Annotated in this window: 21 protein-coding genes; 15 read left to right on the top strand and 6 right to left on the bottom strand. The window is 72.7% G+C overall.

Annotated features, from left to right (window positions below; genetic code table 11):
- Positions 1-48: 48 nt before the first annotated feature.
- The 5 genes from Vau01_RS18625 (at position 49) to Vau01_RS18645 (ending at position 3,124) form a co-directional block, all read left to right on the top strand.
- Complete coding sequence (locus tag Vau01_RS18625) at positions 49-1,098, top strand: LLM class F420-dependent oxidoreductase (protein ID WP_203994202.1); 1,050 nt, start codon at positions 49-51, stop codon at positions 1,096-1,098.
- A gap of 57 nt (positions 1,099-1,155) precedes the next feature.
- Positions 1,156-1,440 carry a BTAD domain-containing putative transcriptional regulator gene (locus Vau01_RS18630; RefSeq protein ID WP_203994205.1) on the top strand — a complete coding sequence of 95 codons (285 nt, stop codon included), beginning with the start codon at positions 1,156-1,158 and terminating at the stop codon, positions 1,438-1,440.
- Complete coding sequence (locus Vau01_RS18635) at positions 1,437-1,922, top strand: S26 family signal peptidase (RefSeq protein WP_239151690.1); 486 nt, start codon at positions 1,437-1,439, stop codon at positions 1,920-1,922. Before Vau01_RS18630 ends, Vau01_RS18635 begins: the two co-directional genes overlap by 4 nt.
- Positions 1,923-2,011: 89 nt before the next feature.
- The gene (locus Vau01_RS18640; RefSeq protein WP_203994211.1) at positions 2,012-2,554 is read left to right on the top strand and encodes a TlpA family protein disulfide reductase; all 543 of its coding nucleotides are present in this window, start codon (positions 2,012-2,014) and stop codon (positions 2,552-2,554) included.
- 102 nt (positions 2,555-2,656) lie between these two features.
- Positions 2,657-3,124: a hypothetical protein gene (locus Vau01_RS18645; protein ID WP_203994214.1), complete on the top strand. Its 468-nt coding sequence runs from the start codon at positions 2,657-2,659 to the stop codon at positions 3,122-3,124.
- 18 nt (positions 3,125-3,142) lie between these two features.
- Here the strand turns inward: Vau01_RS18645 and Vau01_RS18650 are convergent, their stop codons facing one another.
- The gene (locus tag Vau01_RS18650) at positions 3,143-4,471 is read right to left on the bottom strand and encodes a serine hydrolase domain-containing protein (protein WP_203994216.1); all 1,329 of its coding nucleotides are present in this window, start codon (positions 4,469-4,471) and stop codon (positions 3,143-3,145) included.
- 53 nt (positions 4,472-4,524) lie between these two features.
- On the opposite strand from Vau01_RS18650, the gene Vau01_RS18655 reads away from it, so the two are divergent.
- Positions 4,525-5,247 carry a VOC family protein gene (locus Vau01_RS18655; RefSeq protein ID WP_203994219.1) on the top strand — a complete coding sequence of 241 codons (723 nt, stop codon included), beginning with the start codon at positions 4,525-4,527 and terminating at the stop codon, positions 5,245-5,247.
- Between the two features lie 3 nt (positions 5,248-5,250).
- Here Vau01_RS18655 and Vau01_RS18660 read toward each other — a convergent pair whose 3' ends face one another.
- Complete coding sequence (locus Vau01_RS18660) at positions 5,251-6,087, bottom strand: undecaprenyl-diphosphate phosphatase (protein WP_203994222.1); 837 nt, start codon at positions 6,085-6,087, stop codon at positions 5,251-5,253.
- Positions 6,088-6,161: 74 nt separating this feature from the next.
- On the opposite strand from Vau01_RS18660, the gene Vau01_RS18665 reads away from it, so the two are divergent.
- From Vau01_RS18665 to Vau01_RS63420, 5 genes are read left to right on the top strand one after another with little or no spacing between them, the layout of a single operon-like run.
- Entirely contained in the window at positions 6,162-6,869 is a 708-nt protein-coding gene (locus tag Vau01_RS18665) for a histidine phosphatase family protein (protein WP_203994225.1), read from the top strand.
- Positions 6,870-6,919: 50 nt separating this feature from the next.
- Complete coding sequence (locus Vau01_RS18670; protein ID WP_203994228.1) at positions 6,920-7,495, top strand: DUF3090 domain-containing protein; 576 nt, start codon at positions 6,920-6,922, stop codon at positions 7,493-7,495.
- Between the two features lie 4 nt (positions 7,496-7,499).
- Positions 7,500-8,288, top strand: a complete 789-nt coding sequence (locus tag Vau01_RS18675; RefSeq protein ID WP_203994231.1) for an SCO1664 family protein — start codon at positions 7,500-7,502, stop codon at positions 8,286-8,288.
- A 37-nt stretch (positions 8,289-8,325) separates the two neighbouring features.
- Positions 8,326-9,549, top strand: a complete 1,224-nt coding sequence (gene mshC / locus Vau01_RS18680) for a cysteine--1-D-myo-inosityl 2-amino-2-deoxy-alpha-D-glucopyranoside ligase (RefSeq protein ID WP_203994234.1) — start codon at positions 8,326-8,328, stop codon at positions 9,547-9,549.
- 39 nt (positions 9,550-9,588) lie between these two features.
- Positions 9,589-10,146, top strand: coding sequence for a hypothetical protein (locus Vau01_RS63420; protein WP_239151692.1), 558 nt, complete (start codon positions 9,589-9,591; stop codon positions 10,144-10,146).
- 23 nt (positions 10,147-10,169) lie between these two features.
- On the opposite strand, the gene Vau01_RS18690 is transcribed toward Vau01_RS63420, so the two are convergent.
- On the bottom strand, positions 10,170-10,964 hold the full coding sequence (locus Vau01_RS18690) for a GntR family transcriptional regulator (RefSeq protein WP_203994237.1): 795 nt from the start codon (positions 10,962-10,964) through the stop codon (positions 10,170-10,172).
- A 164-nt stretch (positions 10,965-11,128) separates the two neighbouring features.
- Here Vau01_RS18690 and Vau01_RS18695 point away from each other — a divergent pair, with 164 nt between their 5' ends.
- From Vau01_RS18695 to Vau01_RS18705, 3 genes are all read left to right on the top strand, one after another.
- Positions 11,129-11,512, top strand: a complete 384-nt coding sequence (locus tag Vau01_RS18695; RefSeq protein ID WP_203994240.1) for a hypothetical protein — start codon at positions 11,129-11,131, stop codon at positions 11,510-11,512.
- A 62-nt stretch (positions 11,513-11,574) separates the two neighbouring features.
- Positions 11,575-12,075 carry an RNA polymerase sigma factor gene (locus Vau01_RS18700; protein WP_203994242.1) on the top strand — a complete coding sequence of 167 codons (501 nt, stop codon included), beginning with the start codon at positions 11,575-11,577 and terminating at the stop codon, positions 12,073-12,075.
- Positions 12,072-13,082 carry a hypothetical protein gene (locus Vau01_RS18705; protein ID WP_203994244.1) on the top strand — a complete coding sequence of 337 codons (1,011 nt, stop codon included), beginning with the start codon at positions 12,072-12,074 and terminating at the stop codon, positions 13,080-13,082. The genes Vau01_RS18700 and Vau01_RS18705 overlap by 4 nt, the downstream gene beginning before the upstream one ends.
- Here the strand turns inward: Vau01_RS18705 and Vau01_RS18710 are convergent.
- On the bottom strand, positions 13,054-15,393 hold the full coding sequence (locus tag Vau01_RS18710; protein WP_203994246.1) for an Hsp70 family protein: 2,340 nt from the start codon (positions 15,391-15,393) through the stop codon (positions 13,054-13,056). The genes Vau01_RS18705 and Vau01_RS18710 overlap by 29 nt on opposite strands.
- 147 nt (positions 15,394-15,540) lie before the next feature.
- Between Vau01_RS18710 and Vau01_RS18715 the strand changes: the two genes are divergently transcribed.
- Positions 15,541-16,752, top strand: a complete 1,212-nt coding sequence (locus Vau01_RS18715; protein WP_203994248.1) for a pyridoxal phosphate-dependent aminotransferase — start codon at positions 15,541-15,543, stop codon at positions 16,750-16,752.
- A gap of 4 nt (positions 16,753-16,756) precedes the next feature.
- On the opposite strand, the gene Vau01_RS18720 is transcribed toward Vau01_RS18715, so the two are convergent.
- Positions 16,757-17,272, bottom strand: a complete 516-nt coding sequence (locus Vau01_RS18720) for a hypothetical protein (RefSeq protein ID WP_203994250.1) — start codon at positions 17,270-17,272, stop codon at positions 16,757-16,759.
- 81 nt (positions 17,273-17,353) lie between these two features.
- A complete protein-coding gene (locus Vau01_RS18725; protein ID WP_203994253.1) occupies positions 17,354-18,220 on the bottom strand; it encodes a PAC2 family protein in 867 nt (288 codons plus the stop codon).
- Positions 18,221-18,287 lie beyond the last annotated feature (67 nt).

Raw genomic sequence — 18,287 nt, forward strand, 5'->3', positions numbered from 1 at the left:
CACATAAGGTGAGTCGGGGTTCAGACCTTCGTGAATCAGGGAGACCGCATGCGCCTCGCGCTCAGCCTCGGATACCTGTCCGGGCGCACCAATCCCGCCGACCGGCTCGCGCTCGCCCAGGAGGCCGACCGGCTCGGCCTGGCCGCCGTATGGGTCGCCGAGGCCTACGGCTCCGACGCGGCCACCCTGCTCGCCTGGCTCGCCGCCCAGACCGAACGCATCGACCTGGGATCGGCGATCTTCCAGATCCCCGCCCGCACACCCACCATGACCGCGATGACCGCCGCCAGCCTCGACCTGCTCTCCGGCGGCCGGTTCCGGCTGGGACTCGGCGTGTCCGGCCCGCAGGTGTCGGAGGGCTGGTATGGCGTCCCCTTCGCGAAGCCGCTGGCCCGGACCCGCGAATACCTCGAGGTCATCGCGAAGGCCCTGGCCCGGGAGACCGTCGAGTACGCCGGCGAGCACCACACCCTGCCCGTCCCCGGCGGACCCGGCAAGCCGCTCAAACTGATGCTGCACCCGCACCGCGAGCGCATCCCCACCTACCTCGCCGCGATCGGCCCGAAGAACCTCGAGCTCGCCGGCGAGCTCACCGACGGCCTGCTCGCCGTCTTCTGGGCGCCCGAGTTCGCCGACGAGCAGCTCGCGTCGATCCGCGCCGGCCGGGAGCGCGGCGGCCGCGCCGGTGAACCGTTCGACGTCGTGCCGAGCGTCCCGCTGGTGATCGGCGACGACGTCGAGAAGGCCGCCGAGCCGGTGCGGCCGTACTCGGCCCTGTACGTGGGCGGCATGGGCAGCCGGGAGAAGAACTTCTACAACGCGCTGGCCGTGCGCATGGGCTACGGCGACGCCGCCCGCGAGGTCCAGGATCTGTACCTCGCGAAGAAGCAGCGCGACGCCGCGGCCGCGGTGCCGCTGGAGTTCATCGACCGGACCTCGCTGCTGGGCCCCGTCGACCGAGTCGCCGACCGGATGCGCGAGTTCGCCGCGTCCGGCGTCACCACGCTGTCGCTGGCGATCCACGCGCCCGACCTGGAGGCGAGCATCCGGCAGCTCCGCCTCGCGGCCGAGGCGTACGAGAAGTCGGGCGTCGCGTAGTTTCCCGATCTTTCCGCTGGTCTTGCCACACATCGATAGCGGTTCGACAATGTGACGATGATCATGGGGGATCACATCGAGTTCCGTCTGCTCGGACCACCGGAGATCGGCGGCCCACCCGGACGGGTCTGGTTTCGGAGCCACCGCCAACGCGCGGTGCTCGCGACACTGGCGCTGAACGCCAACGCGAACCAACTGCGGGAACGGCTCCGCGCCCTGCAGATGATCGTGCTGTACCTGTGCGGGCGGCGGGCCGAGGCGCTGCACGGCGCGCCGGAGGATCCGCTGGCCCTCGTCGCCGGATGGACCTGCGCCACCGGCGTCGACCGGGCGATGCGGTGACCGGCCTGATCGCGGTCGCCATCCTGACGATCGCGGCCGGCACCGTGTATGCGGTGCGCCGGCGCTACCTCGTCGTCACCGTCGTCGGGCCCAGCATGACTCCCACGTTCCACGACGGCGACCGGGTGCTGGTCCGCCGCCGCGACGGCCTGCGCTGCCGGACCGGTGACGTGGTGGTGCTCCGGGCGCCGGAGCAGCCGGGGTGGCGGGACCGGCCGCCGGAGTGGCACCTCAAGCGGGTCGCCGCGGTGGCCGGCGAACCGGTGCCCGCGGCGGTGGAGCGGGCGTGCGGGCAACCGTCGGGGAGCCCGGTACCGGCGGACCACCTGGTTGTGCTCGGCGACAACGTGGTCAGCTACGACTCGCGGTCGTGGGGCTTCCTGCCGGCCGACCGGGTGCTCGGTGCCGTGCTCCGGCGCCTGACGAAGGGACGCGGCGAGCCGGGTACCGCTGGTGCACCCAGGACCAGGTCTGCCGCGTGAACTGCAACGACTGCTGCTGAGAAGACCGACCGGTGCCGGCCGGAAGGCCGGTACCGGTGCCCCTCGTCCTGTCTCTTGGAGAGAAGCCCGTGCCGTACCTCATCGCCGCCGTCGTGTTCACCACCGTCCTCGGCCTGCTCAACCTCCTGCTCACCCTGGCGGTCCTCCGGCGGCTGCGGGAGCAGGCGACCCAGCCGGCCGCCGGCAACCCCGACTCGGAACTGCTGCCGGTCGGCGCGCCGCTGCCGGCCTTCACCGGCCACACCGCCGGGGGCGGCGTCGTCGACGGCGCGACGGCGAAGCCCGAGGTGCTGGCGTTCCTGTCGACCACCTGCGGCGCGTGCCTGGAGCAGGTGTCCGCGCTGATCCGCTACGTGACCGACCGCGGCATCGCCCGGGACGCCGCGCTGGTGGTCGTCGTGGGCCCCGCCGACGATCCGGTCGGAACGGAGCTCACCGCCGACATCGATCCGGTGGCGACCGTGCTGCGCGAACCGCTGGACGGCCCCGTCTGCCGGGCCTTCAACCAGCGCCTGTTCCCGACGTTCTACCTCGTCGCCGACGGGGTCGTGCGGGCGAGGTCGATCGACGTCGACGGCCTCCGGACGCACGCCGAGCCCACCCGGGCGTGAGTGACGGGGCCGCCGGCGAGCATGTACGCGACGTGTACGCGCGCCTTCTACGTTCTGCCCACACACGCCGTCGGCGTCGAACAGGGGAGAACGTCAGTGCGCATGAACGTCAGACGCCTGCTGCAGCGGGCCGCCATCGTGGTGGCGGTGATGGCCGCCGTGGTCGCCACGGGCGGACCCGCGAACGCCAACGTCGAATCGGGTGGAACGTACCCGGACCCCAACAAACCGGCCTTCTGCCACTACACGATCTGGGACGGGACGTTCTACTGCAACACCGAGGCCGAGTGGTTCAAGCCCGACTATCACTGGCAGGTGTTCGTCATCGGCCAGGACCGGTCGGTCTACACGAGGTGGCGGCGCGACGGTGGCACCGCGGAGTGGCTCAACATGGGCGGCACGTGCAATCCCAACCACCGGATCTTCCTCAACTACCAGTACGCCAACTGGTCGGTGGTGGTGAACTGCATCGCCGCGGCCGACGGCCAGTGGTGGTACCGCAAGCGGTTCAAGGACGGCAGCTGGACCCCGCGCTGGATCCGGGGCAGCGCGTCGCCGGACCCCCTGTAGGGGGTCGGCCGCCCGCGGTCAGTCGACGCGGGCGGCCGCGCGGCCCGCATGGAGGTAGCGGCCGCCGTCGAGGAACGTCACCGTGTCGTGCGTGCCGTCGACCGGTTCGGCGGTGACGAAGGTGTCGCCCGCCAGCATCACGAACCGGTCGGTGCGCGGCGGGCGGCCCATCTCCTCGACCAGCCCGTGCGGTGTCCGCCGCACCACCAGGCCGGCGGCGTCGGCCGTCACCTCGAACTCCCACAACGGCGTGGCGTAGCGACCGGCGAACCGGCGGACGTCGCCGGCGTCCACGGCCGGGCGCGGCGGCACCGGCCGGGACGGCGCCGTGACGCCGGCGAGCTCCTCCAGGAGCGGCACCACCAGGTCGTCGGTCATGCCGGTCGTCGCGGCGTCGGCGTTGATGCTCACCGCCACGACCAGGTCGTGGTCGGGTACCACCCGCCACATCGCGGCCTGGCCCGGCACGCCGCCGTCGTGACCGACGATCGTAACGCCCGACCACGTCCACAGCTCCAGCCCGAGGCCCCAGTGGTCGCCGCCGCGCCCGACGACACCGGGCGCCGCGACCTGCGGGGTGCGCATCGCGGCCACCGCGTCGGCCGACAGCACGGTGCCGATCTCCCGGCCGAACCGCACCAGTTCGCGGGGCGCCGCGCGTATCCGCGACCCCGCCGCGGCGTTCGACCGGGGCAGCGTCGCGTCGTCGACGGTGCGCCGGGAATCCAGGTGGCCGGTCGCCGCCGCGAACGCCCGCGCCTCGGCCGCGGAAAAGGCCAGGTGACGCACACCGAGCGGCCCGGCCACCCGCTCGCGCACCGCCGTCTCCCAGGTCGTGCCGCGCAGCCGCGCGACCAGCGCGCCCAGCACGCAGAAGCCCGAGTTGCAGTACGAGAACATCGCGCCGGGCGGGTGCACCTGCACCGCCTCGGTGCGCAGCCGTTCCAGGTAGCGGTCGGCCGCGTCGTCGCCGTCGCCGGTGTCGAGGAACAGGTCGCCGGCGAACCCGCCGGTGTGCGCGAGCAGGTGCCGCGCGGTGACCGCGGCGGTCGCGGCGGGGTCGGCCACCGCGAACCCGGGCAGGTACCCGACGACCGGCGCGTCGAGGTCGAGCCGCCCCTCGTCGACGAGTTGCAGCACCAGCGTCGCCGTCCACGGCTTCGTGACGGAGCCGACGTGGAAGAGGCTGTCGGGCGTCACCGCCGCACCCGTGCGGACGTCGAGCACGCCGTACGCCGCCTCGACGAGGTCGCCACCGTGTCCGACGGCGACCGCGGCACCCGGCACGCCGTGCCGTCGGGCCGCCTCGGCGAGCCGGTCGGGGAGCGACCCGCGCCAATCCGTCACCCGGCCGAGGCTACCGGGAGTTTTTGTCGGAGGGGGCGGGCAGGATGACGCGCATGACCGTGACAGGACGCCTGGAACTCGTCGCCTTCGACGCGACCGACATCGCGGGGCTCGCCGCGTTCTACGCCGAGCTCACCGGCTGGGAGACCGTCCGCAGCGTCGACGGCTGGATCACGCTGCGCGCCGGCGACGGGCAGGAGGTCGCCTTCCAGGAGGTCGCCGAGCACCGCGCGCCGCGGTGGCCGGGGCAGGAACGCCCTCAGCAGGTCCACCTCGATCTCCTCGTCGACGGGCACGAGGAGGCGGCCCGGCGCGCCGAGGCGCTCGGCGCCACCCGGCTGGCCGACGGCGCCACCTGGATCACGCTGGCCGACCCGGCCGGGCACCCCTTCGACCTGTGCCAGCGCGACGAGATCGGCCCGCAGACGCAGCTGTTCGCGGTCACCATCGACGCCCCCGACGCGTCGGCGCTGGCCCGCTTCTACGCCGACCTGCTCGGGATGGAGGTGACCCACGACGGGCCCGAGGGCGCGCTCGTCACCGGTGGCGGCAAGAGCCTCATGTTCCAGCAGGTCGCCGGTTACACGCCGCCGCGGTGGCCCGATCCCGCGCACCCGCAACAGGGGCACCTCGACATCGTCGTCGACGGTCCCGACCACCTCGCGGCGGTCGGCGCCCGAGCGGAGGAACTGGGCGGCACCCGGCTCGGCGGCGGCACCGGCTGGATCACGCTGGCCGACCCGGCCGGGCACCCCTTCGACCTGTCGATCCCCTGAGGGTCACTTCGCCTCGAGCACGTTCGTCGCCAGCAGCACCATCAGCAGCGTGCCCAGCGCCACGCGGTACACGATGAAGACGGTGTACGAGTGGCGGGCGATGTACCGGAGCAACCAGTTCACCGAGAGGTAGGCCACCACGAAACTCACCACCGTCGCCACGATGGTGTTCAACCAGCCGACGCCGTTGGAGATGCGGTCGAACTCGTCGATGCCCTGCAGGATCGACGCGCCGGTCAGCGCCGGGATCGACAGGAAGAACGACAGCCGCGTCACGGTCACCCGGTCGAAGTCGCGCAGCAGGCCGGCCGACATCGTGGCGCCGGACCGGGATATGCCCGGGATCAGCGCCATGCACTGCACCACGCCGATGATGAGCGTGTCCTTCCACCTGATGTCCTCCTCGCCCCGCTGCTGGGTGGCGGCGCGGTCGGCGAAGACCATCACCCCGCTCCACAGGATCAGCGCGCCGGCCACGAACCACAGGCTGCGCAGCGTCGTCTCGATCTGGTCCTTGAACAGCAGGGCCGCGAACACGATCGGCATCGACCCCAGCAGCACCGCCACCCCGAACCGGAAGTCGACGTGCCGGCGGGCCTCGGCGTTGGTCAGGCCGCGGAAGAACGCCGGCACGATCCGGGCGATGTCCTTGCGCAGGAACAGGATCGTCGCCAGCACCGCGCCGGACTGGATGATCACCGTGAACGCGGTGATGTCCGGATCGTCGATCTGGTACCCGAACAGCTTCTCCAGGATCGTCAGGTGGCCGGTGCTGGAGATGGGTAGGAACTCGGTGACGCCCTCGACCGCACCGAGGAGCACCGCTTCGAGAATGTTCAAATCTCAGGCCCCGCCCATTTCGAAACCGTTCATGGCCGGGAAGAGCATAGGGGACCGCGCGTACGCTTCGCCGGGTGGCAACCGTCCTCCTGCTGCGGCATGGCCGCACCACCAGTAACGCCGCCGGCACCCTGGCCGGTCGCCAGCCGGTCGAACTCGACGACGTCGGCCGTGGCCAGGCCCGCGCCGCCGGTGAGCGGCTCGCCGGCATCCCGCTCGCCGCGGTGGTCACCAGCCCCCTGATCCGCTGCCGGCAGACCGTCGCCGAGGCCCTGCCGGCCGTGAATCCGGCCGTCGACGAACGCTTCACCGAGTGCGGCTACGGCGATTGGACCGGGAAGGAGCTGGCCAAGCTCGCCAAGGATCCGCTGTGGAAGGTGGTGCAGGCGCACCCGTCGGCGGTCACGTTCCCCGGTGGCGAGTCGATGTCGGCGATGTCGGCCCGCGCCGTCGCCGCCGTGCGGGAGTGGGACGCCACCGTCACCGCCGAACGCGGCCCCGACGCGATCTGGCTCGCCTGCAGCCACGGCGATGTGATCAAGGCCATTGTCGCCGACGCGCTGGGCCTGCACCTGGACCAGTTCCAGCGCATCGTCGCCGACCCCGCGTCGGTCACCGCGATCCGCTACACGTCCACCCGCCCCTTCGTCGTGCGGCTGAACGACTCGGGCGCCGATCTGGCGTCCCTCGTGCCCCCGAAGAAGACCCGGCGCGGCCGCGCGAAGGCCGCCGCCGACAGCGACGCCGCGGTCGGCGGCGGAGCGGGGGCGGGGAGCGTTTAAGACGGTAGGCCAGTCGGCGTCGCCGTACCGATGCGGATATCGTCGTGGGTATGGCCCACCAGGTGTACGCGTTCGAACCGCCCGAGCGGTTCGTGGCCGGTACCGTCGGGCCGCCCGGCGAGCGCACGTTCTTCCTCCAGGCCCGCGGCGGCGGCCGGCTGGTGAGCGTCGCCCTGGAGAAGGTGCAGGTCCAGCTGCTCGCCGAGAAGCTCGACGAACTGCTCGCCGAGGCCAACCGGCGGTTCGGGCTCGAACTGCCCACGCTGGCGATCGCGGCCGACAACGAGCCGCTCGACACCCCGCTCGACGAGGAGTTCCGCGTCGGCACGCTCGGGTTGGCGTTCGACGTCGACACGTCCACGGTCGTCATCGAGGCGATCGCGGCCCCGGAGGGCGAGGCCGAGGCCGAGCCGGAGGAGGCGGCGGAGGACGACGACGCCGACGACGAGGACGCCGACGCCGACCGCGACCGCCTCCGGGTGCGGCTGACGCCACAGGAGACCCGGGCGTTCATCGAGCGCGCGAAGCGGGTCCTCGCGTCCGGCCGGCCGCCGTGTCCCCTGTGCGGGCAGCCGCTCGACCCGAAGGGCCACCTGTGCCCGCGGCACAACGGGTACCACCGGTAGCTACGTGGGCGAGCTCACCGACCTGCTGTCGCGGGGGAGTCTGGAGATCGAGGGCCGGCTGGTCGACGCGTCCAATACGACCCTCCGCGCGGAGATCACCCTCGACGGCGTCGACGCCCGGTGCGTCTACAAGCCGGTGCGCGGCGAGCGTCCGCTGTGGGACTTTCCCGACGGGACCCTCGCCGGCCGCGAGTACGCCGCCTACCTGGTGTCCGAACTCACCGGGTGGGGAATCGTGCCGCCCACCGTGCTGCGCGACGGGCCCCTCGGCCCCGGCATGTGCCAGCTGTGGATCGACGAGGACCGCCAGCGCCCGGAGCCGCTGGTGGACTTCGTGCCGGGGCGGCGCATCCCGGTCGGCTGGCACCGGGTCGCGGCGGCCCGCGACGAGAGCGGACGGCCGTTCGTCCTCGCGCACGCCGACGAGCCGCAACTGGCCCGGATGGCGGTCTTCGACGCGGTCATCAACAACGCCGACCGCAAGGGCAGCCACATCCTGTCCACGGTCGACGGTGAGCTGTACGGGGTCGACCACGGCGTCAGCTTCCACGTCGAGAACAAGCTCCGCACGGTGCTGTGGGGCTGGTCGGAGTCGCCGGTGCCGGACGACGCGCTCGACGTCCTCAAGAAGCTCCGCTCGGCCCTGGACGCCGACCTCGGCGCCGACCTCTCCGAGCACCTGACGATCCGCGAACTGCGCGCCATGTGCCGCCGCGTCGACGGCCTGCTGCGGACGAAGGTGTTCCCGAACCCGCCGGAGGACTGGCCGGCGTTACCGTGGCCGCCGATCTGAAATAGTCTGTTCGTGATCAGCGGTTAATGTTGCGGTCATGGAGCCCTGGACCTCGCACGACGTACCTGAACTGCCCGGTCAGGGCGTCCCCTTGAATTTGTACGACACCGCGCGGGCCGCCGTGGCCCCGACCGGCCCGGCCACGATGTACGTCTGCGGGATCACCCCCTACGACGCCACCCACCTCGGCCACGCCGCCACGATGATCACGTTCGACCTGGTCAACCGCGCGTGGCGGGACTCCGGGCTGGCGGTGAACTACGTGCAGAACGTCACCGACATCGACGATCCGCTGCTCGAACGCGCCACCCGCGACGGGGAGGACTGGGTCGTCCTCGCGATGCGGGAGACCGCGCTGTTCCGCGAGGACATGGAGGCGCTGCGGATCATCCCGCCGGAGCACTACGTGGGCGCCGTGGAGTCGATCCCTGCGATCGCTGCGGCCGTGGCCCGCCTCGTTGATCTTGGAGCCGCCTACCGGCTCGACGACGGCACCGGCGACGTCTACTTCCCGGTCGCGGCCGCGCCGGGCTTCGGGTCGGAGTCGAACTACGACCGGGAGACGATGCTCACGTTCGCCGCCGAGCGCGGGGGCGATCCGGGACGCGCGGGCAAGCGCGACCCGCTCGACCCGCTGCTCTGGCGCGGCGCCCGCGACGGCGAACCCGCGTGGGACGGCGGCCCGCTCGGCCCCGGACGGCCCGGCTGGCACGTCGAGTGCGCGGTGATCGCGCTGCGGCTGCTGGGGGACCAGATCGGCGTCCAGGGCGGCGGCAACGACCTGATCTTCCCGCACCACGAGTGCTCCGCCGCGCACGCCGAGGTGCTCACCGGCGTCGCGCCGTTCGCGCGGCACTACGTCCACGCCGGGATGATCGGGCTCGCCGGCGAGAAGATGTCCAAGAGCCGCGGCAACCTGGTGTTCGTCTCCCGCCTGCGGGCCGACAAGGTCGACCCGATGGCGCTGCGCCTGGCGCTGATCGCCGACCACTACCGCGGCGACCGCCAGTGGACCGACGACGTGCTGAAGGCCGGTCAGCAGCGCCTGGCCCGCTGGCGCGACGCGGTGGCCCGGGGTCGGGGACCCGCTGCCGGTCCGGTGGTCGCGGCTCTGCGTTCGCGGCTGGCCGACGACCTCGACACGCCGGGCGCCCTGGCGGCGGTGGACGCGTGGGCGGAGGCGGCCCTGGCCGGTGTCTCCGACGCGCCGGTCGACGAGGTCGCGCTGGCGGTCGACGCGCTGCTGGGTGTGCGCCTCTGAGCTACCGTCCACGGCACACCGAGCGCCGGAGGTAGTGCCGTGACCGACTTCGACCTGACCGATCACGTGTCCGCCGCCGACTACCCCTCCGTCGCCGGGTCGGACGAGAACGCGGCCGGCACGGTCGACGTCACGTCCGTCCCGCCGCGCGAGGACGACCCGGACGGCCCGACGGCCACCTACACCACGTACGACTACGACAGCGACGGACACGTCGACATGATGGTCGCCGACGCCGACAGCGACGGCCGTCCCGACACCGTCTACCGCGACGCCGACGACGACGGCCACTGGGACGACATCCGGTACGACAGCGACGAGGACGGCCGCTTCGACGAGGTGTGGCGCGACACCGACGGCGACGGTCACGTCGACTCCCTCGCCCGCGACACCGACGGCGACGGCGTGCTCGACGTCACCCGGGTCGACACCGACGGCGACGGCTCGTTCGACCGCATCCTGTACGACACCGACGGCGACGGCCGGACCGATCAGGTGGGCATCGACGCCGACGGCGACGGCCGGCCCGAACACGTCCTGCGGTACGGCGTCGACTCCGCCTCGGCCGCCGACCGGCCCTGGCACCGGGAGCCGTAGCCCCGGCCGTTCAGCCCGGCCGTTCAGCCCAGCGCCAGGTCCGGGTCGTCGGTGGGGACCGCGGGGCGTTCGCCGGCGATCTGGTACTTCTCGGTGAGCTGGGTGACCGGCCCCGGCCAGACCGCCTGCGACACCTCGATCGCCTTGCCGCGCTGGTCGAAGGCGACGTGCATCAGCACCAGCACCGGCGTGTCCGGGCGGATCTGCAGCAGTTCGGCCTCGTCGCGGCTGGGGAGGCGGGCGGTGATCTGGTCGGTGGCGGTGGTGTAGGTGCGGCCGGTGGCCTCCTCGACCTCCTGGTAGAGGGGCCGGTCGAACACCTCGGCCCGGGCCAGCGCGGTGCCGTCGGCGTCGGACGGGCGCAGCCACGCGGCGCCGACCTCCACCGGCACGTCCTGCGTCCGGACGAGGTGCCGGCGCACCACCAGCGTGGAGCCGGCGGCCACCCCGAACGCCTCGGCGACGTCGTGCGGCGCCGGGCCGTGGCCGACCTCCAGGAGATGCTGGCGGTACCGGGCGGCCAGATCGGCGTGATAGCCCCGCTGCGCCCCGTACCGCCCCCGGGACAGCCGGTTGAGCCGCCGCTTGGTGCCCCGCACGAACGTCCCGGAGCCGGGCCGCGTGATCAGCACACCCTCGACGCGCAGTTGGTCGATCGTGCGCTGGATGGTCTGCTTGGCGACGCCGTACTCGAGGGCGATGGCCGGGATGGCGGGCAGCCGCTCGCCGGGTCCCCACTCACCGCGGCGGATACGCTCGCGGAGCATCATCGCGATCTGCCGATGCGGCGCCTCGGCCGCCCCAGGATTCACGGTCATGGCAACCAACCTAGCCTCCTAGGATGCCGAAGGCGTGGTGACACGCCGCACGCACTCGAATGACGCGCCCAGCGCCGCCGGTCGGGCCCCGCGCTCGGTCGATTCGCGGATCTTGGACTCCCGGAGGGCCTATGGCACCCCGTGCAGTCCAAGATCCGCAAGAGTTGCTCGAGTTGACGCCGGACGAACCGCAGCAACTCGGCGTCGCCGGTGTTCGCGTCGATGCGGAGGATCGTCTCACCGGTGTCGCGCCGGGCCACGACGACGTCGGCGCGGACATCGGACACCTCGGGCTCCGCGGGGATGTCGGCGACGAGCGCGCCCACGAGCCGGGCGAGGGCGGCCCACCGTCGTGCCGGCGAGGGAGTGGCGGGGTAGGCGACGAGCAGCAGGCAGGCCAGGGTGTCCGGGTCGGCCATGAAACGGAACCCTACCGGGGATGCGGGCTTGTCCAAGTTGTCAGCGATGCGGCTTTGTCGCATGCGGGGGAGCGCGTGGTCAATCACGCGCGCATCGGCGTGTGTGATTCTGGCGCCGCTGCCGTGTGAACGCGTGGGAGAAATGTGAACCCCGGAGCCAACCGACCCACCGTCGGCGAGGGTAGAAGGTTGTGAGCATCGTGACGGAGCGCGCTCCCGCGCACGAGCAGGCCTTCGCCGACTGGGTCCGGCCGCACCTGCCGGCGATGGCGCGACTGGCCGCCCGGCTCGGCCCGCCGGCCGACCGTGACGACATCGTGCAGGAGGCGCTGGCGCGGGCCTGGCTCAAGCGGGACCGGTACGACGGCCGGCGGGGCACACCGTCGGCCTGGCTGCTGGCGATCACCGCCGACCAGGCCCGGAAGGCCGGCGGACGGCACTGGTCCCGCCGCTGGTTCGCCGGACCGGCCGGGCCCACCGCCGTGGCCGCCCGCGCCGACGACCGGCTCGACCTGGAGCGCGCGCTGCGGCGACTGACCGTACGCCAGCGTCTGGCGGTCGACTGCCATTACTTCGTCGGCCTGTCGATCGCGGAGACGGCGGCGGTGATGCGGTGCTCCGACGGCACGGTGAAGTCGACCCTGGCCGACGCCCGGGCGAAACTGCGCACTCTCCTGGAGGTGTCCGAATGACCGGTAACGTCGACGACCTGCTTCGCGGCGCCGGTGAGCGCTGGCGGTCGACGCAACCACCACCCCCGCAGCCCGACCCCGGTCGGTGGCTGGGCCCGGCCCGGCCGGCCCGACGCCGGTGGGCGCCGGTGCTCGCGACGACGGCCGCCACTCTCGTCGCGGTCGCCGCGGTCGCGGTGCTGACGACGCGGACCCGCGACACCGGAGACGAGGACCGGACCGGCAACGTCTCGACCGCCACCGCGCAGAGCCCGCCCGACCTCGTCGTCCGCGACGGGATGCGGGTGCGCGCCTCCGGCACCGTGCTGGCCGTGCCGGGGCAGCCGGTGCGGTTCTGTGCACCGGCCACCTCCACCGCGCCGGCGGGCGCCGACCTTCCCGCGTGCGTCCACGGGGTGGTCGTCACCGGGGTCGACCTCGGCGCCCTCGCCCAACCGGTCGAGCGGGCCGGCGCCCGGATCGGGTCCGCGACCCTCACCGGAACCTTGCGGTCGGGCGTGCTCGCGGTCACCGGGCAGGCGCCGCCCGAGCCGGCTGCTACGGCCGGGTCGCCGGCGGTCCCGTGCCCGGCGCCGGCGGGCGGGTGGACGGCGACCGGCCCCTTCGACGGCAGGGCCGTCCAGACGTACGTCGTCGAGAACGCCGACCGGTTCCGCAACCCGTGGGTCGGCCGTGCCGACGGCGGCGCGGAGGTGCTGGTCGTCGAGGTGGTCCGCGGCGACGCCGGTGCGGCCCGCACCGACCTGCGGCGCCGGTACTCCGGCAACCTCTGCGTGGTGTCGAGCCCGGGCCGGTTGAGCCTGGCCGAGCAGGCCGCGACCCTGGACCGCGTGCAGCCAGTCGTGCTGGACCTGTTGCGCGACCCGGCCACCGGCGTCTACGCCCTCGGCGGCGCGGAGAACGTCATCGTCGCGATGGTCGTGCTGACCCCCGACCTGTACGACCGGCTGGCCGCGATCGGTCTGACGGCGGACGACCTCAGTCCCTGGTTGCGACCCGTGCGGTAGCCCGGCGGTCGCGCCGGGCGGTGACCACGAGGGCGGCCAGCAGGACGTGCAGCAGCACCACCGTCAGGGCCGTCGCGACGCGGGGGGTGGTCCAGCCGATCACCGACTCCCACACCGCGTGGACGCCGGACACCAGCGGATCCGGCTCCCGCCAGGTCTCACCCTGCCACGCGACCCGTTCCCGCCACGCGTGCAACGCCGCCAGCACGCCGGCGACCACCAGCACCCCACCGGCGGCGAACCGGACGGACCGCGCGGCCTGCGGGGTGCGGGCCACCGCGCGGCGGACCGTCAACGCCAGCAGGCCCGCGGTGGTGAGCGTCAGCACCAGGCCCAGCCAGAACGCGACCGCGTGCACGAGACCCCAGACCGGCACGTCGAAGTCGAACGTGAGGACGCTCTGGGCGAGCATGTTCACCGGCGTGTACTCGGCGGTGGTCCAGTCCGGGTTCCAGCCGTTCACCTGCTCGCACGTCAGCCCCTGGTCGTACAGGTAGGACTGGGCGACGACCCCGATCAGGACACCGCCCGCCGCCCACGTGCCGGCCGCGCGGAGGGTTCCGGCGCGGTCGCCGGCCGCCGCCAGCGGGTCGACCGGTCGCCGCAGGGCCAGCGACACCAGCCCACCGGCGACCAGGATCGGAGCGGCGGCGACCACCCACCAGAGTTGCCCGCCGGCCCGTCCGGCCAGCGCGGCGGCGTCGATCCAGTCGAAACCGTTGAAGACGTCGGGGTCGCCGAAGATCGACGACGAGCAGTAGCCGTTCGGGTCCATCGCGTCGGCCAGGCCGGTGGCGAAGTACAGCAGGACGACCACGGCCGTGCTCGCGGCGACGGCGCTGCGGCGCAGCAGCCGGCCCAGCGCGCCCGCGGCGGTGCCGCCCGCCGGCCCGGTTCCGCCGACCAGGAGCAGCAGACCGAGCAGGACCAGTGCGGCGGTCGGGCCGAGGGGTGCCCGGACGCCGGCGTAGACGTTCACGGCGATCCGGTTGATGTCGTAGTTGATCGAGGTGTCCTCGAAGGCCCGCAGCGCGGCGGCGAGGACGAAGGCCATGGCGCCGAGCCACACCAGTCCACCCAGGAACCACAGCGGGCGGAGCCGGTCGGCGGAGGCCTGCGGTTTGTCGGTGTTGAACCGCGCGATCCCGGACTCCGCCGACGCCGCCGACGGCGCGGCGACCCCGGGATCGGGGAGAGGGGCGGGCGGCGCATGGGGCGGGGGAGCGGCCGGCGCGTCGACCAGGGCGTCGGTCAGGCAGCCGCGGGCCACGGCGAGTTCCGGCTGGTCGATCGCGATCGGCGCGACCCCGAGCGCGCGGTGCAGCAGGCTGGCGACCAGCGGCGTCCGGCTGCCGCCGCCGACGAGGAAGACGCCGGCCAGCGCGGCGGTGCCGACACCGGCGCCCAGCATCGTGGCCGTGGTCAGCGCGACCGTGCGGTCCAGCCACGGCCGGGCCAGGTCCTCGAACTCCGACCGGGTCAGGTGCACTTCCCGTTCGACGGCCGGCACCGCGATCGTCACCTGGCTGGCGCCGCTGAGCTGTTCCCTGGCGGCCCGGACGTCGTCCCACAACTGGCGGCGCCGGCGGCGGTCGGCGGCACCATCAGCTGTGGGGGCCGGAGCGGTCAGCCGGGCCCACTCGGCCGGCGACGCGTCGGCGACCTGCCGGCCCACCCAGTCCACGATCGCGGCGTCGAGGTCCACGCCGCCGACGTCGTCCAGGCCGGCAGACGTCGTGACCTCCCACCCGCCCGCCGGCGCCCGGCGCACGACGCTGATGTCGAACGTCCCGCCGCCGAGGTCGTAGACCACCAGCGACGACCCGTCGGGTACCCGCTGGCCCAGCACCACGGCGAAGTACCCGGCGGCGGCGACGGGTTCGGCGATCAGCGTCACCGGGCCGAGGTCGGCCGCTTCTGCCGCGTCCCGCAGGATCGCCTTGCGGTGCGTCCCCCACCCGGCGGGATGGGCGAGCACCACCTCGCCGACGGCCCCGCCGGTCACCCGCCGGGCCTCCGCCGCGATCATCCGGAACAGCGTCGCGACGGCGTCGACGACCGGCACCTCGACGTCGCCGAGCAGCAGGTGGCCGTCGTCGATGCGGCGCTTGGGGTTCGGCTCGTACCGGGCCGGGTCCAGGCGGGCACCGTAGTCGGCGTCGTGACCGGCGACCAGCCGGCCGTCGGCGGAGAACACCGCGGACGGCACCAGCGGCGACGAGCGGAACAGCAGCGCCTCCACGCGGCCGTCGGCCAGCTCGACGACCGCCACCGTGTGCGAGGTGCCGAAGTCGACGGCGAGACGCGTCACGACCGGGGGACCGGTCGTCGATTGACGTTGACCATGCGGTGCAACCTATCGGCCGGTGGCCAGAACCTTCGGATTGGTAGGCGGAACGGATTCCAACCTTCGGACAATTCATGGGGTGGTCCGGCGCCGGCCTTCTAAGGTGGCGGGATGCAGGTCAGCCAGTCGAGCAAGCTCGCCAACGTCTGTTACGACATCCGTGGTCCGGTACTTCAGGAGGCCAAGCGCCTGGAGGCCGAGGGGCACCAGGTTCTGAAGTTGAACATCGGCAACCCTGCCCCGTTCGGCTTCGCCGCCCCCGAGGAGATGCTGCAGGACGTCATCCTCAACCTGGGTTCCGCACACGGCTACGGTGACTCGAAGGGCCTGCTCTCCGCCCGCCGCGCGGTGGTGCAGTACTACCAGACCAAGGGCGTGCACGGCGTCGACGTCGAGGACGTGTACCTCGGCAACGGCGTGTCCGAGCTGATCGTGATGGCGCTGCAGGCGTTGCTCGACAACGGCGACGAGGTGCTCATCCCGTCCCCCGACTATCCCTTGTGGACGGCGGCGACCAGCCTGTGCGGCGGCACGGCGGTGCACTACCTGTGCGACGAGGAGTCCGACTGGTATCCGGACATCAAGGACATCGAGGCGAAGATCACCGACCGCACCCGCGCGATCGTGGTGATCAACCCGAACAACCCGACCGGTGCGGTGTACCCCGACGCGCTGCTGGAGCAGATCGTCGAGCTGGCGCGGCGGCACCACCTGCTGGTGCTGTCCGACGAGATCTACGACAAGATCCTGTACGACGGCGTCACCCACACGTCGGTCGCGTCGCTGGCGCCGGACCTGTTGTGCCTGACGTTCAACGGGCTGTCGAAGGCGTACCGGGTGGCCGGGTTCCGCACCGGCTGGATGGTGGTCTCCGGCCCCAAGCAGCACGCCGAGAGCTACATCGAGGGCCTGGAGATCCTCTCCAACATGCGGCTGTGCCCGAACGTGCCCACCCAGCACGCCGTGCAGACGGCGCTCGGCGGCTACCAGAGCATCAACGACCTGGTGCTGCCCGGGGGCCGGCTGATCGAGCAGCGCGACGTCGCCCACGAGATGCTCACGGCGATTCCGGGGATCACGTGCGTCAAGCCGAAGGGCGCGCTGTACATGTTCCCGCGCATCGACCCGAAGGTGCACCCGATCTACGACGACGAGAAGTTCGTCCTCGACCTGCTGCTGAACGAGAAGCTGCTGGTGGTGCAGGGCACCGGGTTCAACTGGGCGAAGCCCGACCACTTCCGGGTGGTCACCCTGCCGCGCGTCGCCGACCTGAAGGACGCCATCGGGCGGATCGGCCGGTTCCTCTCGACCTACAAGCAGTGAGCCGTCAGGGGTTGCCCGGGTTGGAACCCGGGCACCAGGCCCGTGCCGGGGCGGTGCCGAAAAGCAGGCCCGCCCCGAACAGCACCACCGCCACCAGCGGACCGGTGATCGTGCTGAAGTCCCAGGCGAGCCGTTCGGACAGCGTGTAGGCGAGCAGCACGATGCCGAGGCCGAGCACCGCGCCGACCCCGACGCCGAACCGGTGCAGGAACCAGCGCGCGACCGGCCCGCCCCGCCACACGCGGTACAGCGCCAGCCCGATGACGATCGTCCAGACGCTGACCCCCCACCAGGCGGTGGCGGAGTACGACCCCTGCTGCATGAGCCGGATCGCGACGAAGACCCACCAGACCGCGTACAGCACTGCCCCGACCTGCACCTGCCACGGCGGCACACCGCCGGGCGGGCCGCTGCGCGGATCGCTCACCGGCTCATCGCTCACCGGTTCGATGCCGTTGTGCGCCTTGGCCTCGCCGCTACGCGGCCGGTAGGCCGGACCGGCCCCCTCGTCCCATACCATCCGGCCGACCGTAGCAACCGGACGGCCCGGGGAACGCGCCGTGACTGTCGCGCCGCTGGCGCGCCGCTGGCGCCGGGAACGTCAGTAGCTGGCGGTGGGACCCGCCTGGCCGCCGCGGCGGCGGAGGTAGCGCTCGAACTCCTGGGCGATCTCGTCGCCACTGAGCGGCTGGATGCCCTCGTCACCCGAACGTTCCTCGAGTTCGCGGACGTACTCGGCCAGCTCGGCGTCCTGCTCGGCGGCCTGCCGCAGCCGGTTCTCCCACTCGCCCGACTCCTCGGCCAGGTCGGCGGTGGGGATCGGCAGGTCGAGGACCTCCTCGATGCGGTGCAGCAGGGCCAGCGTCGCCTTCGGGCAGGGCGGGTTGTTGGCGTAGTGCGGCACGTGCACCCAGAACGACATCGCCTCCAGGTCGGCGCGCTGCGCGGCGTCCTGAAGGATGCTCACGATGCCGACCGGGCCCTCGTAGCGGCTGAGGGTGAGGCCGTAGCGGTCGGCGGTGGCGCGGTCGGAGGCGCTGCCGCTGATCGGCAGCGGCCGGGTGAAGGGGACGTCGGCCAGCAGCGCGCCCAGCAGCACGATCCGGGTGACGTCGAGGCTGTGGCACACCTCGAGCAGCTCGTTGCAGAACGTACGCCACCGCATGCTCGGCTCGATGCCGCGGATGAGCACCACGTCGCGCTCGGCGCCGGGGGGCTTCGCCACGGAGAACCGGGTGGTCGGCCAGTCGATCTTGCGGACCTCGCCCTCGGCGAGCGTGACCGTGGGCCGGTTCACCTGGAAGTCGTAGAACTCCTCCGGGTCGAGCGTGGCGACGTTCTTCGCCTCCCAGATCTCCTCCAGATGCTCGACCACGGCCGTGGAGGCATCTGCGGCGTCGTTCCACCCCTCGAACGCGGCGATGGCGACAGGGGAGCGGAGGACTGGTAAGCCGTCGAACTCGGTCACCGACCCAGCCTACGCGGGTACGGTCCGCACTGCTCAGGACCATGCCGTGAGCGCGTGTCGCCCAAGG

This window comes from Virgisporangium aurantiacum (assembly GCF_016863635.1).
GTDB classification, from domain to species: domain Bacteria; phylum Actinomycetota; class Actinomycetes; order Mycobacteriales; family Micromonosporaceae; genus Virgisporangium; species Virgisporangium aurantiacum.

Excerpts from the sequence above, each read along its gene's own strand:
- mshC (WP_203994234.1), top strand. The coding sequence starts at position 8,326 with ATGGAGCCCTGGACCTCGCACGACGTACCTGAACTGCCCGGTCAGGGC.
- Vau01_RS18705 (WP_203994244.1), top strand. The coding sequence starts at position 12,072 with ATGACCGGTAACGTCGACGACCTGCTTCGCGGCGCCGGTGAGCGCTGG.
- Vau01_RS18645 (WP_203994214.1), top strand. The coding sequence starts at position 2,657 with ATGAACGTCAGACGCCTGCTGCAGCGGGCCGCCATCGTGGTGGCGGTG.
- Vau01_RS18715 (WP_203994248.1), top strand. The coding sequence starts at position 15,541 with ATGCAGGTCAGCCAGTCGAGCAAGCTCGCCAACGTCTGTTACGACATC.
- Vau01_RS18670 (WP_203994228.1), top strand. The coding sequence starts at position 6,920 with ATGGCCCACCAGGTGTACGCGTTCGAACCGCCCGAGCGGTTCGTGGCC.
- Vau01_RS18625 (WP_203994202.1), top strand. The coding sequence starts at position 49 with ATGCGCCTCGCGCTCAGCCTCGGATACCTGTCCGGGCGCACCAATCCC.
- Vau01_RS18630 (WP_203994205.1), top strand. The coding sequence starts at position 1,156 with ATGATCATGGGGGATCACATCGAGTTCCGTCTGCTCGGACCACCGGAG.
- Vau01_RS18655 (WP_203994219.1), top strand. The coding sequence starts at position 4,525 with ATGACCGTGACAGGACGCCTGGAACTCGTCGCCTTCGACGCGACCGAC.
- Vau01_RS18720 (WP_203994250.1), bottom strand. The coding sequence starts at position 17,272 with ATGGTATGGGACGAGGGGGCCGGTCCGGCCTACCGGCCGCGTAGCGGC.
- Vau01_RS18690 (WP_203994237.1), bottom strand. The coding sequence starts at position 10,964 with ATGACCGTGAATCCTGGGGCGGCCGAGGCGCCGCATCGGCAGATCGCG.